Genomic DNA, 19,327 nt, shown 5'->3' with positions numbered 1-19,327 from the left:
CCGAAGATTGGCTCAGAATAGAGCAAACTGTAAAAGCTTAAATTACATACCTTCGCCAATCGAATCATCTCACCTACAATTTTTATAACTTTTACAATAATAAAGACCTAAACCACTAATCTAAATTCTGTATACTGCGCTTAAACTTTCCTTTTATTCAGTTGTACTCATTTTATTTACAACCATTTATAGAAGCACAAGCAACTCCAGGAAGACAAGTAGGTTATTGTCTGACAATTGAACAAAACCACACTTTTACTTCTATCATAGCTTACCCTCAAATTGGAGCAAAACAGACTGCGGGATGATGCCCGAGCAATTGGTAAACATTTTACTGACCAGATAGGACGTTTAGGAACGGAAGCGCCCAGGGAGAGAAGAAACGCTGAATGATAGGTTCTGATTTGAAGCACAGGCCCGGAGCTGGTCTACCAAAGAGAATACCGGAGGTGAATCATGACAAAGGAGAAGCGCTTCGCCTATCAGACCAGCAGCAACATGAACTAAGTTCTTTACATCATGCTTCATGGCCATCTCTATCAGGCCGTTCGTTAAGCCTTAGTCAAGCAATGTGCTAGGATCATAAGCTGTCTCGCTACCTATCTTTGGCAGGAATTGCCAGCTTAGTCCGGGCTGATCTTGAATCTTGGCTTTCACAGGTACACTGGCATCGCAGCAGACACGCACTCTGAATGCCACACATAAGCTTCAGAAAGCTAGACCCGCTTACAAACTTTATTACGCCCACTTCCGCTTTGCGCCTGTTTTTACCAAAACACACCTAAAACACTCTCTTCCTACAAGCATAAAAAAAGCCGATGCCCTATCTTTTGAAGATAGGGCATCGGCTTTGAGGTTGATTATTGTGTATGGCTACACGTAGCGCACCTGCTCCTGGAAATTGCCTCTCCAGAAAGTGTTTCTGCTTTTCTCCAGCATCTGCACCTTGGTCACCAACGGAAGCACCTCCGGATCGCCGGTGGCGTAGGTGAAAGCCAAATCAAACGCATAGTGCATTTCAATCCGGTTCCGGGATGCGTCACACACCGGGAAAGCGCTCTCCAGCGCGAGAGTCTCCTGCGTGGCAGGCAGCAGGTTATAGCTGTTCAGTACCGACTCCACAATTGCTTTGCACCTGGCGGGCTTAGGCGTTTTCACAATGCTTTGCCCCAGGATGAATTTGCCGTACAGGAAGTGCAGGCAATGCGTCACCTTAGCCGACCCAATGGAGGAGAAGTAAAACAGCACCTCGTGCCCTTCCACATTCTGATCCTGGCTCACCTTGAACTCCGGTTTACCCAACAGGCGTTTCGCCTCTTTCAAAGACGCCCCGAAGGCCAGCCCGCGGAAGGTGACCGTCTTACTGGTATTCACCAGGGTTTGCTTAGGAGCAGTCAACGCGTTGCGGAGCCCCGCCACGGTGCGCACGTAATTTACTCTATCAAAATAATCCTCTTTGGACAGGCTTCCTAAATCTAACCTGTTCTTAGATTTTCTCAATGTCAGCGTCTTCCAGACAGAATTAAACATCACTAATAATTTTTATTAAAATAGCCCTTGTTACCCTTTATCAGAATTCGATCTTCAATAATTTCAGTTTAGGAGAAGTCTTCTCATCAACTGCTTTATGTCACTTATCCTTAAGCTATTTACTACAGTTTTAGATAGGCACAAAATCTTTCTTCAAAGAATATAACAACTTCCTTTTTAAGACTAAAACCTAATTTTAAATCAGGAGTAGCATTCAACCGGAAAGAAGATAGATCCTATTCACTTCTAAACTGCTGTCTAGAGCAAGAAGACTTCTTTACCGCCAACAGCAATAGCCATCCAGTTTCAGGGCTGTTTTCATGAAAACAGCCCTGAAACGAAAGACGCTCCAGGGCTGCGGTTCCCATTCAAATTCTGGTTAACCCAATTAACCGGCCCGGCGCTTCTCTTCCTCGGCTCCGCCGGTGCGGCGGCGCGAAGGGGCTACCTGGCTCTTCCCAAACCGATAGGTGAAGCTAAGCGTGGCTACGCGGGTGTCGCGGCGCTGGTAGAAGCGTTCTGAGTAGCCGATGAGGGCCGTCGTGGCGCGGGTTCTGTTGGAGTAGAAAATGTCCGCCAGGTTCAGTTTCAGGTTCGCTTTTTTATCCCAGAGCTGTTTCTGCACCCCTACAGACAGAAACCGGATGGGCTGCACGTCCAGAAAACCGTAAATCTCCCGTGACTGGTACACCCCAATTAGCTCGGCAGACCACCCGTTGGGGAGCGTAAAGGAGTTGTTGGAGTTCAGGTTCAAAGTAGGTCTGCCGTTGCGCAGGTTGGTATTGGCCAGGTTGCCCTGGTACAGCCCATAATACGCCTGCAGGTTATTGGTACTGGTAAACCACCGGGCCACGGTAATGGGCACGGAGACACTCAGCCCGTAGTAATCAAACTGCGCCAGGTTGCGGTCCTGCTGAATCACCACCGGGTTTTCTTCCGAGGTAGGATCTGAATCAGGCTCCGGCGAGAGTACCGTAATAATGTTATCGGTGGTGCGGCTGTAGCTGAGCTTGGTGATGTATTTCTGCAGGAACGTATGGGTGAACTCAAACGAGTACGTCAGCTGCGGCAGCAGAAACGGGTTACCCGATGACTTGGTGCTAGGGTCAATGTAGAATACAAATGGGTTCAACTGGTTATACGTGGGTCGGTCAATGCGACGGCTCAGGGACAAACCCAAGTCATGCTTCTTGTTCAAGGTGTAGCCCACAAAAGCACTGGGGAATAATTGCGTGTAGTTCCGGTCAAAGGAACTATCGCCGTTCACTTGAGCGTACTCGGCTAGCTGCTCGCCTTGGGCGTTCGTGTTTTCTAAACGCAACCCCAACTGCAGGCTCACCTGCTCCCATTTCTTGTTCAGGTTGAGGTACGCGGCGTTGATGTTCTCTTTGTATTTGAAGTGGTTGCTTTTGTTCACATCCAGCACATCCTGGCCGTTCTCGCGTTGGTAAAACAGCAGTTCATTATCAGCGTTGACCAGGCTGCTTTTCAGGCCCGCCTCCAGGTTCGCTTTTATTCCGGGTAAGGGCTGCGCGTAGTCCACTTTCACTGATTTGATGGTCAAACCGCCGTCCATGTTGCCAAACAGCAGTTCTGAATCAGTTTTCTCGCCGCCGAGGTTGAAATAATTGGTAGTGAAGTTCTGGAGGTCGTTGCTCTGGTACGCCGCGTAATCCACATCAGCCGAGATTTCCCGCCCAGGGGTATCAATGGTATGCTTCAGGTTGAAGTTCAGGGATTGCGAGTTGCGGTTGGTTTCACTGAAGGCATCCGTCAGAAAAGACGCAGCATGTTGCCGCTGCTCATTTAGAACCAAGGCTTGGTTGGCCACCGTCCGGTTAATGTCGGTGAAGATTCCGCTGCCCACCACGCCCATAATGGTTTTAGGCGAAAGGTTGTAATCTACCCCCAGCCGGGCGTTGTGGCTGTTCACCTGGTGCCTGATTCTATTCTGCTGGTCATATGCGCTCTGGAATGACCGGGCCTCGTTGAGCGAGAAAAACTCACGAAAGATGTCCAGCCGGTTGAAGTCTTTGCGGTGCACGTAATTGTAAGAACCGAATACGTTGAGGTTCTTGTCGCGGTGGTTCAGTTGCAGGCCCTGGTTTACCTTAGGCAGTTCGCCGTGGCCCAAAGAAGACGTAATGCTGCCGTTGGAGCCCAGGCGGGTATCCTTTTTCAGCCGGATGTCAATAATGCCCGCGTTACCGGCTGCCTCATACTTCGCCGACGGGTTGGTGACCAGATCGATCTTCGCTACTTCATTGGCGTTGAGGCTCCGCAACATGGTGGCCAATTCTGTACCGGACATGGGCACGCGCTTGCCGTTGATCATCACCAGCACGCCGGTGCGGCCGCGCATACTGATGTTATCGTTCTGGTCTACGGACAGGCCCGGGGCTTTCTCCAGCACCTCCAGCACGTTGCTACCGGCCGCCGAGATGCTGTTCTCCACGTTGAGTACCGTCTTGTCGAAATGCTGCTCCACAAACGGCTTCTGCGCCTCAATCTTTACTTCTTTCAAGGCCACCGCCCGTTCCGGCAGCACCAACTCGCCTACGTTGGTGTGGCTTTGCAGTTGAATCACGCCCGAGGTGTACAGGGCATAGTCATAGTGCGAGGCCATGAGTCTGTAATTCCCCGGCGGAATGTTACTGAACGTGAAAGTCCCCTGGGCATCAGACACCTCCACTTTTACCAGCACCTGGCTGGAGTCTTTCACCAGTTGCAGGTTTGCGGCTACCAGGGCTTCGCCTTTGGGGCTTTTGACCGTCCCCCGGATGTCAAATTTGTTCTGTGCCAGTGCTTGATTCAGGAAAGCGCAGCACAGCAGTAGGATTGCAAACAGAGAAAACGTCTTTTTCATGGACCGGATAACGTGTATGGAGTATGAGGAAATACCTGGTTTCGCGCGCCCGGCCGTTTCTAAAAGACCAGCCAACGCGTGACAGGCTGCACGTGCCCGTCAGAAAGTATATTCCAACTCCCGTGCCACCCTTCACAACTGCTGTTTTTAAGCCATTTACCGCAAACAACCCCCAAATCACTGTTCGGAACTGGACAGGAAATCTCCGATTCCGAACAGTGCCCACCGCTGTTGTCCGCGCTGGCTATTTATAAGCCGTTTTTGCCAAAACTGCCTTAAAACGCGTGTCAGCACCTATTGAAACAATTAGTACCTTTGCGGCTTAGTCTTTAAAGAACAGATACAATGCTTCGTTCACACACCTGCGGCGAATTGCGCCTCGAGAATGTTGGTCAGGAAGTGACCCTGACCGGATGGGTACAGAAAACACGCGACAAAGGCGGCATGCTTTGGGTTGACCTGCGCGACCGCTACGGCATCACGCAGCTGATGTTGGAGGAAGGCGTTTCTGATTCGCAGGCGCTTACGCTGGCCCGTACCCTGGGCCGTGAGTTCGTGATCAAGGCCACCGGCACCGTGATTGAGCGCGTGTCTAAAAACGACAAAATCGCCACCGGCGACATTGAGATAAAAGTAACCACGCTCGAAGTCCTGAACCCCGCCAAACTGCCTCCCTTCCTCATTGAAGACGAGACCGATGGTGGCGATGACCTGCGCATGAAATACCGCTACCTGGACCTGCGCCGCTCACCGGTACGCAAGAGCCTGGAACTGCGCCACCGCATGGCGCAACAAGTTCGGTCATACCTGGACAGCCAAGGCTTCATTGAGGTAGAAACCCCGGTGCTCATCAAATCCACGCCCGAAGGTGCCCGCGACTTTGTGGTGCCCAGCCGCATGAACCCCGGTGAGTTCTATGCCCTGCCGCAATCGCCGCAGACGTTCAAGCAGCTGTTGATGGTATCTGGTTTTGACAAGTACTTCCAGATCGTGAAATGCTTTAGAGACGAAGACCTGCGCGCCGACCGTCAGCCGGAGTTCACTCAGATTGACTGCGAACTTTCCTTCGTGACGCAGGAAGACATCCTGAACACCTTTGAAGGCCTGGTGAAGCACCTGTTCCGCACCGTGAAGGGAATAGAGCTGGCTGATTTCCCCCGCATGACTTACGCCGATGCCATGCGTCTCTACGGCTCAGACAAACCAGACACCCGTTTCGGGATGCAGTTTGTGGAACTGAACGACGTGGTGAAGAACAAAGGCTTCAAAGTATTTGACGATGCCGAATTAGTGGTGGGCATCAACGCCAGCGGCAGCGCCCATTTCACCCGCAAGCAACTGGACGAACTCACTGACTTTGTGAAGCGCCCGCAGGTGGGGGCCACTGGTCTGGTGTACGCCCGCGTGCAGGAAGACGGCAGCGTGAAATCAAGCGTGGACAAGTTCTACTCACCGGAAGATTTACAGCAATGGGCGCAAGCCTTCAACGCTCAGCCCGGCGACTTGCTGTTAGTAGTAGCCGGCCCCGCCGATAAAACCCGCAAAGCCCTGAACGAACTGCGTCTGGAAATGGGTACCCGCTTAGGCATGCGCGACAAAGACACGTTCTCTACCCTATGGGTACTGGACTTCCCGCTTCTGGAGTGGGACGAGGAAAGCAACCGCTACCACGCCATGCACCACCCGTTCACCTCGCCTAAACCCGAGGACATGGACCTGATTGACACCAACCCCGGTGCCGTGCGCGCCAATGCCTATGACATGGTGATCAACGGTGTGGAAGTGGGCGGCGGCTCCATCCGGATCCATGACCGTGCCGTGCAGTCTCGCATGTTTGACTTACTTGGTTTCACCACTGAGGAAGCACAAGCGCAGTTCGGCTTCCTGCTGGATGCCTTTGAGTACGGCGCACCTCCGCACGGCGGTATCGCCTTCGGGTTCGACCGTCTGTGCTCTTTGTTCGGCGGCGCTGATTCTATCCGGGACTTCATCGCGTTCCCTAAAAACAACTCAGGTCGTGACGTGATGATTGATGCTCCGTCTCCTATCGCGCAAGCGCAGTTAGATGAGTTGCAGATAGACACCCGCTTGAAGGGCTAGTTATTCGTTTCTAGAGTTATCAGTGATTAGTTGTTGAAACCTGTGAGGTCTTGAAGACCTCACAGGTTTTTTCGTTTTAGGGCCGTTTTCCGGAAAACAGGCCTAAAGCAGGTTTCCGCTTACTGCCGGAAACTAAAATCAGGTAACGGACAACGACCAACGAATAATCATTCGCCGTTCACCCCTGCCTTTTACCGCTCATCATATTTCACTTCAGCAGCAAGCTTTCAGGTGGCACCTTTGTCACAGTCAAACGCACTAAAACAAGTTAAACTCTAGAAAGCCATGAAAACAAAAATCACCTCTTTCCTCGCTCTGCTCCTGTTTCTCTCCATAAGTGTTCAGGCCAAAGCACCTTCGTTCAAAGTAGTCAAAACTGGCAAAGGTCCGGCTATGATTCTGATTCCGGGCCTGAATTCAGCGGGTGAAGTCTGGGACGAGACGGTGGCGCATTACCAGAAAAACTACACCTGCTACGTCTTGACTTTACCGGGTTTCGCGGGGCAGCCTGCCGTGAAGACAGACCACCTCCTGAACAGCGTACGGGACGAGATTATCGCCTATGTGCAGGAAAACAAGCTGAAAAAACCAGTAGTGGTGGGGCATAGCCTGGGTGGCTACCTGGCACTAGCCCTGAATGTGAAAGCGCCTGAGTTGTTCGGGAAGACGGTGGTAGTAGACGGCTTGCCTTACATTGGCGCAGCTCAGGATCCTGCCGCTACGGTGGAGAGCATCAAGCCGATGGCCGAGCAGATGAAGAAATCCATGGGCAAGCTTAGCCCAGAGATGCAAAGTCAAATGGAAGCCGGTTTCGGAGTGTCTATGGCTACTGACTCGGCACACATCAAAAAAATCATTGACTGGGGCAGGAAATCAGACTATACTACCACCGGGCAGGCCATGTATGAAATGTACCTCTCCGACCTCCGCTCAGACATAGCCGTTATCAAAGCTCCGGTGTTAGTCTTGGGTGCCTGGGCCGGATACAAAAACTATGGAATCACCAAAGCCCTTACCACCAGCATGTATACCGCGCAATTTGCTAAATTGCCTACCGCCGAAGTAAAAATTGCCGATTCCGCCAAGCACTTCATCATGTATGATGAACCCACTTGGATGTTCGCGCAGATGGACGCTTTCCTGAAGAAATAAAGAACGCCTCATTCATGACCGCTTCCCGTCAGCAAAAATGGTATTGGGTCTGCCAAGCAATTGGTTGGACCTGCTACCTATTCATAGGACTCCTGATGAGCTACCTGTTCTTCAAAAAACAAACCGGCATGTACAGCGTGCAGTTTGTGGGCACCGGTGTTTTCTTTGCTACCACGCACCTGCAACGGCACCTGCAACGCAAGTATGGCTGGCTGGAACTGCCTTTGGGCAAAATGGTTTTGCTGGTGTTAGCTTACAATGCGGTAGCCTCGGTCACGTGCCAGTTTCTGGTGTGCCTCTTCATGCTGAGCATTGGCATGTTCACCTTACAGGAATTCAGCTTTGGGTATCTGGTCATGTACTCGGCTAATGGGTTGGTGATTCTTAGTTTCTGGTCTACCATTTACTTCGCGTTTCAGGCCATTCAGCGCTGGAAGGAAAAGGAAGTGGAAGCTTGGAAACTGCAACTGTCTTTGAAAGAGGCCGAATTACAGGCCATCCGGTCGCAATTGAACCCGCATTTCCTGTTTAATAGCCTGAACAACATCCGGTCGCTGGTGCTGGTGGACCAGAACAAGGCGCGGGAGATGATTACCCGCCTTTCGGCCATGATGCGGTACGTGATTGGCTATAACCGGAACAACCTGGTGCCTGTGGCCGAAGAGCTGGCGTTTTTAGAGCATTACGTGGCGCTGGAGAAGATTCACTTTGAAGACAAGCTGAACTTCTCCTCGCACGTAGAAGATGCGGCCATTACCGCGGCTATTCCGCCCCTGGGCATTCAGTTGTTGGTAGAGAATGCCATCAAGCACGGCATCGGTACGCAGACCAAAGGCGGACAGATCCGGTTATCTTTAAACCGTCAGAACGGGCACTTACGGGTGCAGGTAGAGAACACCGGCACCTTGGCCGCTGCTTCAGTCTCCCAAGGAATAGGTTTGCAACGGCTGCTGGAGCGGGTGGCGTACTCCCTGGACCAACCCGGCACGTTCGCCCTTGCTCAAACAAGTGAAAACCGCGTGACCGCCACGCTCACCCTTGCCTGGAAAGAATATGAAAATCTGCATCGTTGAAGACTCCCGGCTGGCGCGTCTGGAACTGAAACATCTGCTCTCCAAGTTCCCCGAACTGGAACTCATCGGCGAAGCCGAAAACGCCGAAGACGGCATTGCATTAATTGAATCCCTGCGGCCAGATTTGCTGTTTCTGGACATTCACCTGCCGCAGAAGAGTGGCTTTGAACTGCTGGAAGCACTGGAGTACACCCCGCAGGTCATCTTCACCACCGCGTACGACCAATACGCGCTAAAAGCCTTCGAACGGAATGCGCTGGATTACCTCATGAAGCCCATTGAGGAAAGCCGCCTGCGCCAAGCTGTGGAGAAAGCGATGACCAAGCAGGACGTAGCCAAACCCATCGCTCCTTCTACCCAGCTAAGTGAGGAGGACCGCGTGTTTGTCAAAGACGGCGAGCGTTGCTGGTTTGTGGCCCTGAAGCAGGTAAGAATGATGGAGTCTAATGGTAATTATGCTTTCCTGTACTTCGAGAACGAGCGCCCGTGCATCCTCAAGACCTTGAACTACCTGGAAAGCCGACTAGACCCCAAAGTTTTTTTCAGAGCCAATCGCCAGCAGATCATCAACGTGAACTTTATTGAGCAGATCAACCCGTGGTTCAGCGGCAGCATCAAGCTTCAATTGAAAGGCGGCGAGGAAGTAGAAGTGTCGCGGCGGCAGACGCAGGTGTTTAAGGAGTTGATGAGTTTGTAGCCCCATTTTGGGCCTGTTTTGCGAAAAGTAGGTTCAAAACGGCATTTGTGGTATCTTCCTATCTCACAGATCTTGGCTCCATGAAACTCCCGCTCACCCTCTTGCTCTTCCTCGTCTGCCTGCAAGGCTTCACCCAGCCGCTGCCTAAACGCTCGCTGACCGAACTCATTGACACGAAAGAACCTGGCTGGAATTTGGTGCTGGAATGGAAAAAGGACGCCAGAAACAAGGTAGATGTGCTGCCCACCTCCCAAGCCAATGCCGAGGCGGCCTTGCTGCAGACACAGGTGACCACCCGCTCGCCGATGGGCGCCATCGTCTATGAAACAGGCGGAATTCTCATTGACGATGGCTGGATCAGGATTCTGGGTTCCGGTACTGCACGGCTGCCCCGGAGTTTGATGGCCTGGAACAAAGGCAAATCGTTCCGGCAGGATGGGGAACAACCCTCGTTCTTACTGATCGCCGATGATGTATTGGGCGGCTTCTTCGCCCTCAATGCCGGCGGCATCAGCGAGAAAGATCTGGGAAAGGTCTTTTATCTGTCTCCCGATAATCTGCAGTGGGAATCTACCCAGTTAGGCTACTCTGATTTCCTGCAGTTCTGCTTCTCAGCCGACCTGGAAGGATTTTACGAAGGCCTGCGCTGGAAAGGCTAGCGAGAGGAAGTAAAGAAACTCTCCGGCGACCAAGCCTTCCACTGCTATCCGTACCTCTGGACCACAGAAGGCAGCGACATCAACAAAGCCAGCCGGAAAGCGGTGCCCATAGAAGAACTTTGGGGGCTGTATAGTGGTCAAAAGAAGTAGAGATATAACGGTCTTCCCTAATCACATTCTATTCCACCACACGTTACGAGTGTAGCATTCCCGTCCTTCCGTCAGTTTTCCGTTTTGGCCTTACTTGCTGTAAAACCCTCCTAAAACGCTATAAAGCAGAAGAGGCACCCATGGGTGCCTCTTCTGCTTTATAGCGTTTTAGGAGGGTTCTACAGCAAGTTGCTGAACAAGCCTGGTACCACGCCCATCAGCACCGTTAAGACCACCAAAGAAATCAAGGTGAAGGTAGCCAATGGATCAACCGCAATGCGCTCTCCTTCGGCATCACGCATGTACATGGCAATAATGACCCGGAAGTAGTAATAGATACCAACTGCCGACATCAGCACGGCCACAATGATCAGCCAGATCATGCCTTGCTCCAAGGCGGCAGAGAATAGGAACAGCTTCCCGAAGAAACCACCGGTCAACGGAATACCCGCCAACGACAGCATGGCCACGGTCATCACGAAAGCCAACAACGGATTGGTTTTGCCCAAGCCATTGAAAGCGGTGTAGTCATCAGAACCGCGGGCATCGCCTACGTACTTCAAAATCCCGAAAGCCGCGATGGTAGCGATGGCATACGCCAGGGAGTAGAACAGCAGGGCATTCTCGGAACGGTCGTTGAAGGAAGTCAAGGCGATCATGAGGTAACCGGCGTGCGAGATACTGGAGTAAGCGAGCATCCGCTTCATGCTGGTTTGCGCCACCGCGCCAATGTTCCCGATTAACAAGGTCAATACGGTAATGGCTACTACTGTTGGGAACCACTGATCATACACGCCTCCAAAAGCAGCCGACATCAGCTTATAGAAAGCAGCAATACCCGCAGTTTTCACTACGGTAGACATATAGCTGGTGAAAACGGTAGGCGTTCCTTCGTACACGTCTGGGGTCCAGAAGTGGAAAGGCGCAGCGCCAATCTTGAAAGTAACGCCAATCAACACCAGCAATAAGCCCATCAGCAGCAACGGCGAGGTGGCAGGGTCCATTCTGGTAGCGGCAGCGGCAATATCTGTTAAATAGAAAGCACCGGTAGCTCCGTACAGTAAGGCAATTCCGAACAGGATAATGCCGGTAAAGAACGAACCCATCAGGAAGTACTTCATGGAAGCTTCGTTAGACAGGATGTTGCGCTTGTCAGAACCAGCGATGATGTACATACTGATGGACATAATCTCGATGCCCACAAACAGAATCAGCAGGTTTTCATACGACACCATCATGATGCCGCCCACCAACGCGAACAGCAACAGCGAGTAGTATTCGGCCAGGTTGGAATTCTCTGCCACTACGTAGCTGCGCGAAAAAGGCAGGATGAACAAGGTGGAAAGCACCATTACGGCGGTAAAGCCTACGGAGAAGTTATCGGTGGAAAGCATGTTGCTGAAATAGCTTTGCGGCTGGTTCCAGTCGAACATAGTCGCGCCTAGGGCTACTGCCAAGAACAGCAATACCACGGGCATGAGCACCTTTTTGGATTTCATGAAGCCTACAAAGAGGTTCAGGATACCGAATATGGAGAGTAGAATAATGGATGTCATGAGCAGGTTATTTCCTGGGTTAAAATAGCGTCAGGGTTAGCGTTTGATCACGTCCAGTAGTTTCAGAACGGCGGGCTCAGAAATAGTTAGGAACGTGTTCGGGTGCAAGCCAATCCAGAACACCATCACTACCAACGGCACCAACACGGCCTTTTCGTTGAAAGTCAAATCGGTGAAGCCCTGGGTGATTTCGTTTTTCTCGCCGAACATCACGCGTTGGAACATGCGCAACATGTACACGGCTCCTAAAATAATGGTCAATCCGGCAACGGCTCCCATCCAGGCATTGTATTGGTACACGCCCATCAAGAGCAGGAATTCGCCCACAAACCCGTTGGTCAACGGCAAGGCCACAGTTCCCAACAACAGCACCAGGAACGTCACCGATAAGAACGGCGTGTTCTGCGTGATACCACCCATAGCGGCAATCTCGCGGGTACCGGTACGGCTCTGGATGATGTCAATGATAAAGAACATCCCCACTACGTTTACGCCGTGGCTCAACATCTGAATCATGGCTCCCTGTAATCCGTGGTGGTTCAGGGTGAACAAACCAGCGGCAATCAAACCCACGTGCGAAATAGACGAGAATGCCACCAGACGTTTCATGTCCTGCTGCCGGATGGCAATGATAGCACCGTAGATAATCCCGATGATGGCTAATACCAGCACTACGTTCGCCCACTGGCTAACACCTAAAGGCACCACCGGCAGTAACCAGCGCAAGGCACCGTAAATACCCATCTTCAGCATAATACCAGACAAGAGCATGGTACCGGCGGCCGGAGCCGTGGTATAGGTATCGGGCTGCCAGGTATGGAACGGGAAAACTGGCATCTTAATGGCAAATGCAATGAACAGGAACCAGAACAACCAGCTTTGGGTACCGGCATCCAGCACTAATTGGTAGAAAGCAACTTCCTCAGAACTGTGCGTGCCCGGCGTCTGGAAATATAGATACACGAAGGCGGCCAGCATGAACAAAGAACCGAAAACCGTGTAGATAAAGAACTTGAACGTCACGCGCACCCGGTTCTCCCCACCCCACATACCAGCGATGAAGTAAATAGGAATAAGCGCTACCTCCCAGAAGAAGTAAAATACAAACGCATCTAGCGCGGTGAACACCCCCAGCAAACCCGTTTGCATGAACAGGATGAGCGCGTAGAAAGAAGAAGGCTTCTCGTAGCGGTGCTTGGCCGTAGACAGGATAATCAGCGGAACCAGGAACACGGTCAAGAGCACCATGAGTAAGCTGATGCCGTCAATGCCTACTTTGAACATGATGCCGGCATTGGCAATCCAAGGCTCGTTGAGAAGAAATTGGGTACTCGCGTTCGGAACGAAGTTAATCCAGGCCCACACGCCTAGCACCAGTTCCACCAAAGCAGCCCCGAAAGCGATTTTCCGGGCGCCGTCTCCTTTTACCAACAGTACCAGCAGTGCGGCCAGCGCAGGCCATAAGATTATTAAAGCGGTTAACATGTTTGGCAGTATCAGATAATAAAGTTCAGCAATAAGATCAACGCGATGCCCAGCACCATCAGGAGCAGGTAAGACCCGGTGGCGCCGCTCTGCACAAAGCGCAGCGAACGACCTCCGCCCAGAGTAACTTTCCCGAATCCGTTCACGATGGGGTCAATGATGCCTTTCTCCACGAAGCGGTACAGCCCGGTAGACAAGCCCATCACTGGTTTCACAAACAGCCCGTTGTAGAGTTCATCCACATAGTATTTGTTGTAGACCAGTTTATGCAACGGCGACAAAGCAGCACCTTCCTCGGCGGGAACAGTGCGTTTCTTGCCGTAGATGAAGTACGCCATAATGATAGCGACTACCGCCACAGCTACTGATACCGCCATCAGGATGTACTCCAGTTCGTGCGACAGGTGGTTCTCAGCAAAGGCACTTGGCACGGCTCTTCTGGCCAGTTCATACACCGGCGACAGGAAGTTACCTAAGGAGTGGTTTTCGCTGAAAACAGGTGGTAAACCCATGAACCCACCAATGGTGGAAAGAATAGCCAGGATAATCAACGGAATGGTCATTACGGCCGGAGACTCGTGCAGGTGATGGCGCTGTTCTTCGGTACCCCGGAAGTTTCCGTAGAAAGCCAGATACAACAGCCGGAACATGTAGAAGGCCGTCATGAACGAGGTCAACAGACCAAACGCCCACATCACTTTGCTATGCACAAACACGTGCGCCAGCAACTCGTCTTTGGAGAAGAAACCAGCGAACGGCGGAATACCGGAAATAGCCAGCGTTCCGATTAAGAAGGTGATAAACGTAATTGGTAGAGCTTTCTTCAAACCACCCATTTTGCGCAAGTCCTGCTCGCCGCTCATGGCATGAATCACGCTACCTGCGCCTAAGAATAGCAGGGCTTTGAAGAAGGCGTGTGTTAACACGTGGAAGAGCGAAGACGAATACGCCATCACGCCTAAGGCCAAGAACATATACCCTAGCTGGCTCACGGTAGAATAAGCCAATACTTTTTTGATGTCGTTTTGGAAAAGACCAATAGTAGCCGCGAACAAAGCTGTAGCCAAACCAATGATGGCGACAATCTCCAGGGTGTCTGGTGCCAGCGTGTACAACACGTTGGAACGGATGACCATGTAAATACCGGCAGTCACCATGGTAGCGGCGTGAATGAGGGCAGAAACCGGAGTTGGACCAGCCATCGCATCTGGTAACCAAGTGTAGAGCGGCAACTGCGCCGATTTACCCATAGCGCCCACAAACAGTAACAAGGTAATCGCAATCACCACACCGTCGTTCACCTCGCTCAGTTGGGCCGCCTGGTTGAACACTTCGCCGTACACTACGCTGCCGTAGGTCTGGAAAATAAGGAAGATACCCAACAGGAAACCTAAGTCCCCGATGCGGTTGATGATAAAGGCTTTTTTAGCGGCGTTGTTATAGGGAGTGACTTTGTTCCAGAACCCGATGAGCAGGTACGAGCAAAGCCCCACGCCTTCCCAGCCCACGAACATCATCACGTAGTTAGACCCCATCACCAACAGGAGCATGGAGAACACGAACAGGTTCAGGAAAGAGAAGAATTTACCGAAGTTCTCGTCATGGCTCATGTAGCCCGCCGAGTAAATGTGAATGACTGAACCCACGCCCGTTACCAACAGCAGCATAATCAGCGACAATTGGTCAATCTGGAACGAGAACGGAATGCGAAGGGCACCTACGTGAATCCAGTTGAAGATGTCTGTGGTGTACGGACGGTTGCCGTAGCCTTCAAACCCGAAAAACAGGTACAGTGACAGCAGGAATGAACCAATCACGGTGGCACAACCCACCAGTCCCGCCAGCCCTTTCGGCAATTTCCGGTTACCCAAACCGTTAATCAGAAACCCGATTAGCGGCAGGAGCGGAATCAGCAAACACACCCAGGTCATCTCAGCGTTGTTTGCCGGCAAAATAAATTCTTGCATTTGTTAAAACGTAAATGGAACGGTATTCTTTAGAGATTCAGCAGAGCGGAAAACCGCTTTACCATTTCAGCTTGTTCAGGATGTTGATGTCGGTGGAGCGCACGTTCCGGTAAATCATCACAATAATAGCCAAACCCACGGCTACCTCGGCAGCAGCCACCGCCATGATGAAAAACACGAAAATCTGCCCGTTGGGGTCTGAGCGATAAGACGAGAAAGCCGTCAGCAACAGGTTCACCGAGTTGAGCATCAGCTCAATACACATAAAGATGATGATGGCGTTGCGGCGGGTGAGAACCCCAATAATCCCGATACAGAAAAGAGCGGTGCTGAAATACAGGTAATAGTTCAGCGGGATGGTCCTTATGACCTCAGGAATATCATTCATGATAAATACGTTGGTGAAATAAGCGTTGGACGCGCTTGACAACAGCACCCAAAGTTATTCCCATTTTTTGGTAAAACCATATTAAAAGCCACCCTCTACGGGGTAGCTTGCACTCTTCTGGTTGCGTTTTAAGGCCGATTTTAAGAAAATAGCCCTAAAACGAATCACCTCTTGCTAGACTGCATTATCTGTTTTAGGCCTCTTTTCAGAAAAACATGCTTAAAACGGAAGTTTAACAGAACCGACAATAAAAAAGGACAACGTGGATAGCTGTCCTTTTTCAGCCTCTTGCAAGAGACTTAGAATCTATTTTGCTCGCCCGGCTCACGCTTGCCCAACATCACCGCTCCGGCCATAGCCGCCAGGAACAGAACCGAGGCCAATTCAAACGGCAACAGGTAATCTCTGAAAAGCACTTTCCCCAGGTTCTCCACCATCCCAATCTGTGAGTCAAACACCGCGGGTTGCATCATTTGAGTGTTCACGTCCTTCAAGGCGGCAATCATCACCACAAACAAAATACCCCCGGCAATGGCCGCGGCAATTTTGCTCAATACTGGCTTGTGCTGCTCAGTGTCTTCGCGCATGTTCAGGAACATAATCACGAAGAGGAACAACACCATGATGGCGCCCATGTACACAATGAAGTTTACCGCCGCCAGGAACTGGGCATTCAACAGAATGTAGTGTCCGGTTAAGGCGAAGAACGTCAGAATCATGAACAGAACGCTGTACACCGGGTTTTTGGAGACAACTACCCCAATGGCCGCGAACAAGGTTAAGAAAGTGAGAAAGTAAAAGAAATTACCCGTCATAGTTTTGGATGATAAACGCTTGTTTTCGGCGGATTATAGGTTTTGAATAGGCATGGGCTCTACCAGACGGTCTTTGCCGTAGATAAACTCATCGCGCTCGTAACGGGCCGGAGCCACTTTGTCGTTTTGCAGGAAGATGGCCGCTTTAGGGCAAGCTTCTTCGCACAAGCCGCAGAAAATGCAACGCAACATGTTAATCTCGTAGCTGATGGCATATTTCTCCTCGCGGTACAGGTTCTCCTCGCCACGCTTGCGCTCACCAGCTACCATGGTAATGGCCTCGGCCGGACACGCCACCGCGCACAGACCGCAGGCCGTGCAACGCTCTCTGCCTTTCTCGTCACGCTTTAACACGTGCAAACCACGCCACACCGCGCTCATCGGGCGGGTTTCCTCGGGGTATTTAATCGTAGCTTTCTTCTTGAAGAAGTGACGCATGGTGATAGACAAGCCCTGGAAAATTGCCGGGAGATACATTCTCTCGGAAAAATTCATGGGTTTCTTCTCCAGCTTTTTCGCTCTATTACTAAGTGATTGCATGTCTCTTATACTCTTTAAATGATTGGGCAGAGGAACAAAGTTTTACGTCTGCTCCTCTCCTACTCATAATGTCTTTAGAACAACTCTGCTTTTAACAGAATAGCTCCGCCGGTCACGATTACGTTCAGGATAGACAACGGAATCAAAATTTTCCAGCCCAGGTTCATCAACTGGTCATAGCGGAAACGCGGCAAGGTCCAGCGTACCCACATGAAGAAGAAGATGAAGAAGAAAATCTTAGCGAACAATACCACCGTTCCCAGGATGGTCACCACGTTGTGCGGCAAGCCTAACTGGTGCATGAACGGGAAGTTGTATCCGCCAAAGTAAAGGGTTGCCATTACCGCCGATGCCACGAAGATGTTCACGTACTCTGCGAACAGGTACAAGCCCATTCCCATAGAGCTATACTCGGTGTGGTAACCACCAACTAATTCGGTCTCGCACTCCGGTAAGTCGAAAGGCACGCGGTTGGTCTCGGCAAAAGCACAGATAATGAAAATCAAGAAGCCTACCGGCTGATAGAAGATGTTCCAGTTCAACCCGGAAATCCCGAACAACTCTTGTCCTTGCTGCGCCGCTATGTCACGCATAGAAAGCGTACCCGTTACCAGCAACAACGCGATGATAGACATACCCATGGCCAGCTCGTAGCTGATGTTCTGCGAAGCTGCCCGGATAGCACCTAACAAGGAGAACTTGTTGTTGGAAGCCCAGCCCCCAATCATGATGCCGTATACGCCCAGAGCCACAATCCCGAACACGTACAGAATCCCGATGTTCACCTCGATGGCTTGTAAGTGAATGGCTTCACCGCCAATAATCAACGTGCCGCCAAACGGAATTACCGCGCTGGACATACAGGCCGTTAACATTGCCAGCGATGGACCAGCAATGAACAGGAACTTGTTTGCATTGGCAGGAACGAACTCCTCTTTGAAGAAAAGCTTTACCGCATCAGCCAGCGGCTGCGCCAGCCCGAACGGACCGGCACGGTTAGGGCCTACACGGTCCTGAATGAAGGCTGCCACTTTCCGCTCAGCGTAGGTGGAGTAAGTGGCAATCAGCAACGTAATACCGAAAACGGCAAAGATGATGAGCCCTTTGATTAATAATAAGGATAGCTCCATTATACTTGTCTTCCTAGGTTAAAAGGAGTGGATTGTAAGTCTTCTTCGGTGGACCCTGGCAAGTTCGGGATTACGTCCACGTTGAGAACTGGCAACTCATAGTGGTTTGCAGAGATCACCGAGGTACGGGCAATCTTGCGCGGTCCTTCAATGGTCCAGTCGTTCGCGTCTTTCTTGTCGAAGCGGCAGGTGTTACAGATGAACTCCTGCACCTCGTTGTACTGGTCTTTGCGGGCAGTCACGCGCAACACATCGTTCCCACGCATCCACAGCACTACTTTACCGGAGCAAGTAGGGCAATCGCGGTGCGCATCTACCGGCTTGGTGAACCAAACACGGTTTTTGAAACGGAAGGTCTTATCAGTCAAGGCACCTACCGGGCACACATCAATGACGTTCCCAGAGAACTCGTTATCGATGATGTTCTCAACGTATGTTCCAATCTCCGCAGCATCACCACGGCCTAACACGCCGTGCACACGCTTCTCGGTTAACTGGTCGGCGGTATACACGCAACGGTAGCACAGAATGCAACGCGTCATGTGCAACTGCACCAACGGTCCGATGTCGATTTTGTCAAAGGTGCGGCGCTCTTCTTCGTAACGGGTGCCGGACGTGCCGTGCTCGTAAGCGAAGTTCTGCAAATCGCACTCCCCGGCTTGGTCGCAGATAGGGCAATCCAGCGGGTGGTTGATTAAGAGCATTTCCACTACGCCTTTGCGGGCAGCCAATACATCTGGGTTGGTGGTGTTTTCCACCACCATGCCGTCTTGTACCGGGGTAATGCAGCTCGCTACCAACTTAGGCATTGGGCGCGGGTCTTTCGCGGATCCGGCTGCCACCTTCACCATACAGGCGCGGCATTTTCCGCCGGTTCCTTTTAAAGGGGTATAGTAGCACATGGCTGGGGGCACCACCTCGCCGCCGATTTTACGGGCTGCGTTGAGGATGGTAGTTCCTTCCTCTACCTCCACCTCTATGCCATCAAACGTTATTTTTACCATGTTAAATTTATTGTTGATTGCTGACGGTTGATTGTTCTTGACGCACAGCAATAGGCTATTTATATGTACTTCTGTTTAGGGCCTCTTTTCAAGAAAACGGCTCTAAACGGCAATTGATTAAAAACTTATCCAAAGAAGCTTCACGCATTTCGTCCCCCTTTGAAGGGGGTGGGGGGATGATTACTCGTGCTGATTATGCATTCCCGAGAATCAAT

General features: G+C 51.3%; 14 protein-coding genes and 1 pseudogene. 5 read left to right on the top strand and 10 right to left on the bottom strand.

The features are described from left to right. Nucleotides 1–873: 873 nt before the first annotated feature. Both H7U12_RS18895 and H7U12_RS18890 read right to left on the bottom strand, forming a co-directional pair. A complete protein-coding gene (locus H7U12_RS18895) occupies nucleotides 874–1,500 on the bottom strand; it encodes a hypothetical protein (RefSeq protein ID WP_186641021.1) in 627 nt (208 codons plus the stop codon). 418 nt (nucleotides 1,501–1,918) lie between these two features. After that, complete coding sequence (locus H7U12_RS18890; RefSeq protein WP_186641018.1) at nucleotides 1,919–4,396, bottom strand: TonB-dependent receptor; 2,478 nt, start codon at nucleotides 4,394–4,396, stop codon at nucleotides 1,919–1,921. Nucleotides 4,397–4,741: 345 nt separating this feature from the next. On the opposite strand from H7U12_RS18890, the gene aspS reads away from it, so the two are divergent. From aspS to H7U12_RS18865, 5 genes and pseudogenes are all read left to right on the top strand, one after another. Next, entirely contained in the window at nucleotides 4,742–6,496 is a 1,755-nt protein-coding gene (aspS, locus tag H7U12_RS18885; protein ID WP_186641016.1) for an aspartate--tRNA ligase, read from the top strand. 285 nt (nucleotides 6,497–6,781) lie between these two features. Then, nucleotides 6,782–7,648 (top strand): alpha/beta fold hydrolase, encoded by an 867-nt coding sequence (locus H7U12_RS18880; RefSeq protein ID WP_186641014.1) that lies wholly within the window; start codon nucleotides 6,782–6,784, stop codon nucleotides 7,646–7,648. 14 nt (nucleotides 7,649–7,662) lie between these two features. After that, complete coding sequence (locus H7U12_RS18875) at nucleotides 7,663–8,721, top strand: sensor histidine kinase (protein ID WP_186641012.1); 1,059 nt, start codon at nucleotides 7,663–7,665, stop codon at nucleotides 8,719–8,721. Continuing rightward, nucleotides 8,702–9,418 carry a LytR/AlgR family response regulator transcription factor gene (locus H7U12_RS18870; protein ID WP_186641010.1) on the top strand — a complete coding sequence of 239 codons (717 nt, stop codon included), beginning with the start codon at nucleotides 8,702–8,704 and terminating at the stop codon, nucleotides 9,416–9,418. Before H7U12_RS18875 ends, H7U12_RS18870 begins: the two co-directional genes overlap by 20 nt. An 80-nt stretch (nucleotides 9,419–9,498) precedes the next feature. Continuing rightward, nucleotides 9,499–10,227: pseudogene (locus tag H7U12_RS18865) on the top strand (DUF2625 domain-containing protein). Between the two features lie 179 nt (nucleotides 10,228–10,406). On the opposite strand, the gene H7U12_RS18860 reads toward H7U12_RS18865, so the two are convergent. The 8 genes from H7U12_RS18860 to H7U12_RS18825 form a co-directional block, all read right to left on the bottom strand. Continuing rightward, nucleotides 10,407–11,783: an NADH-quinone oxidoreductase subunit N gene (locus H7U12_RS18860; RefSeq protein ID WP_186641008.1), complete on the bottom strand. Its 1,377-nt coding sequence runs from the start codon at nucleotides 11,781–11,783 to the stop codon at nucleotides 10,407–10,409. Between the two features lie 36 nt (nucleotides 11,784–11,819). Further along, the gene (locus tag H7U12_RS18855; protein ID WP_186641006.1) at nucleotides 11,820–13,268 is read right to left on the bottom strand and encodes a complex I subunit 4 family protein; all 1,449 of its coding nucleotides are present in this window, start codon (nucleotides 13,266–13,268) and stop codon (nucleotides 11,820–11,822) included. Between the two features lie 11 nt (nucleotides 13,269–13,279). Next, nucleotides 13,280–15,235, bottom strand: a complete 1,956-nt coding sequence (gene nuoL, locus H7U12_RS18850; protein WP_186641004.1) for an NADH-quinone oxidoreductase subunit L — start codon at nucleotides 15,233–15,235, stop codon at nucleotides 13,280–13,282. Between the two features lie 58 nt (nucleotides 15,236–15,293). Next, entirely contained in the window at nucleotides 15,294–15,623 is a 330-nt protein-coding gene (nuoK, locus tag H7U12_RS18845) for an NADH-quinone oxidoreductase subunit NuoK (RefSeq protein ID WP_062543829.1), read from the bottom strand. A gap of 299 nt (nucleotides 15,624–15,922) precedes the next feature. Beyond that, entirely contained in the window at nucleotides 15,923–16,438 is a 516-nt protein-coding gene (locus H7U12_RS18840; RefSeq protein WP_186641002.1) for an NADH-quinone oxidoreductase subunit J family protein, read from the bottom strand. A 33-nt stretch (nucleotides 16,439–16,471) separates the two neighbouring features. Next, nucleotides 16,472–16,933 (bottom strand): NuoI/complex I 23 kDa subunit family protein, encoded by a 462-nt coding sequence (locus H7U12_RS18835; protein WP_206683954.1) that lies wholly within the window; start codon nucleotides 16,931–16,933, stop codon nucleotides 16,472–16,474. 119 nt (nucleotides 16,934–17,052) lie between these two features. Beyond that, nucleotides 17,053–18,108, bottom strand: coding sequence for an NADH-quinone oxidoreductase subunit NuoH (gene nuoH, locus H7U12_RS18830; RefSeq protein WP_186641000.1), 1,056 nt, complete (start codon nucleotides 18,106–18,108; stop codon nucleotides 17,053–17,055). Then, entirely contained in the window at nucleotides 18,108–19,112 is a 1,005-nt protein-coding gene (locus tag H7U12_RS18825) for a 2Fe-2S iron-sulfur cluster-binding protein (RefSeq protein WP_186640998.1), read from the bottom strand. The genes nuoH and H7U12_RS18825 overlap by 1 nt, the downstream gene beginning before the upstream one ends. Nucleotides 19,113–19,327: the final 215 nt, after the last annotated feature.

The sequence above is a fragment of the Rufibacter sediminis genome (assembly GCF_014269285.1).
Lineage (GTDB): Bacteria > Bacteroidota > Bacteroidia > Cytophagales > Hymenobacteraceae > Nibribacter > Nibribacter sediminis.
Note: the sequence above shows the minus strand (reverse complement) of the source record. Positions and strands in the feature narration are given on the sequence as shown.

Excerpts from the sequence above, each read along its gene's own strand:
- H7U12_RS18870 (WP_186641010.1), top strand. The coding sequence starts at position 8,702 with ATGAAAATCTGCATCGTTGAAGACTCCCGGCTGGCGCGTCTGGAACTG.
- H7U12_RS18875 (WP_186641012.1), top strand. The coding sequence starts at position 7,663 with ATGACCGCTTCCCGTCAGCAAAAATGGTATTGGGTCTGCCAAGCAATT.
- H7U12_RS18890 (WP_186641018.1), bottom strand. The coding sequence starts at position 4,396 with ATGAAAAAGACGTTTTCTCTGTTTGCAATCCTACTGCTGTGCTGCGCT.
- nuoL (WP_186641004.1), bottom strand. The coding sequence starts at position 15,235 with ATGCAAGAATTTATTTTGCCGGCAAACAACGCTGAGATGACCTGGGTG.
- nuoK (WP_062543829.1), bottom strand. The coding sequence starts at position 15,623 with ATGAATGATATTCCTGAGGTCATAAGGACCATCCCGCTGAACTATTAC.
- H7U12_RS18835 (WP_206683954.1), bottom strand. The coding sequence starts at position 16,933 with ATGAATTTTTCCGAGAGAATGTATCTCCCGGCAATTTTCCAGGGCTTG.
- H7U12_RS18855 (WP_186641006.1), bottom strand. The coding sequence starts at position 13,268 with ATGTTAACCGCTTTAATAATCTTATGGCCTGCGCTGGCCGCACTGCTG.
- H7U12_RS18860 (WP_186641008.1), bottom strand. The coding sequence starts at position 11,783 with ATGACATCCATTATTCTACTCTCCATATTCGGTATCCTGAACCTCTTT.
- nuoH (WP_186641000.1), bottom strand. The coding sequence starts at position 18,108 with ATGGAGCTATCCTTATTATTAATCAAAGGGCTCATCATCTTTGCCGTT.
- H7U12_RS18840 (WP_186641002.1), bottom strand. The coding sequence starts at position 16,438 with ATGACGGGTAATTTCTTTTACTTTCTCACTTTCTTAACCTTGTTCGCG.
- aspS (WP_186641016.1), top strand. The coding sequence starts at position 4,742 with ATGCTTCGTTCACACACCTGCGGCGAATTGCGCCTCGAGAATGTTGGT.
- H7U12_RS18880 (WP_186641014.1), top strand. The coding sequence starts at position 6,782 with ATGAAAACAAAAATCACCTCTTTCCTCGCTCTGCTCCTGTTTCTCTCC.
- H7U12_RS18825 (WP_186640998.1), bottom strand. The coding sequence starts at position 19,112 with ATGGTAAAAATAACGTTTGATGGCATAGAGGTGGAGGTAGAGGAAGGA.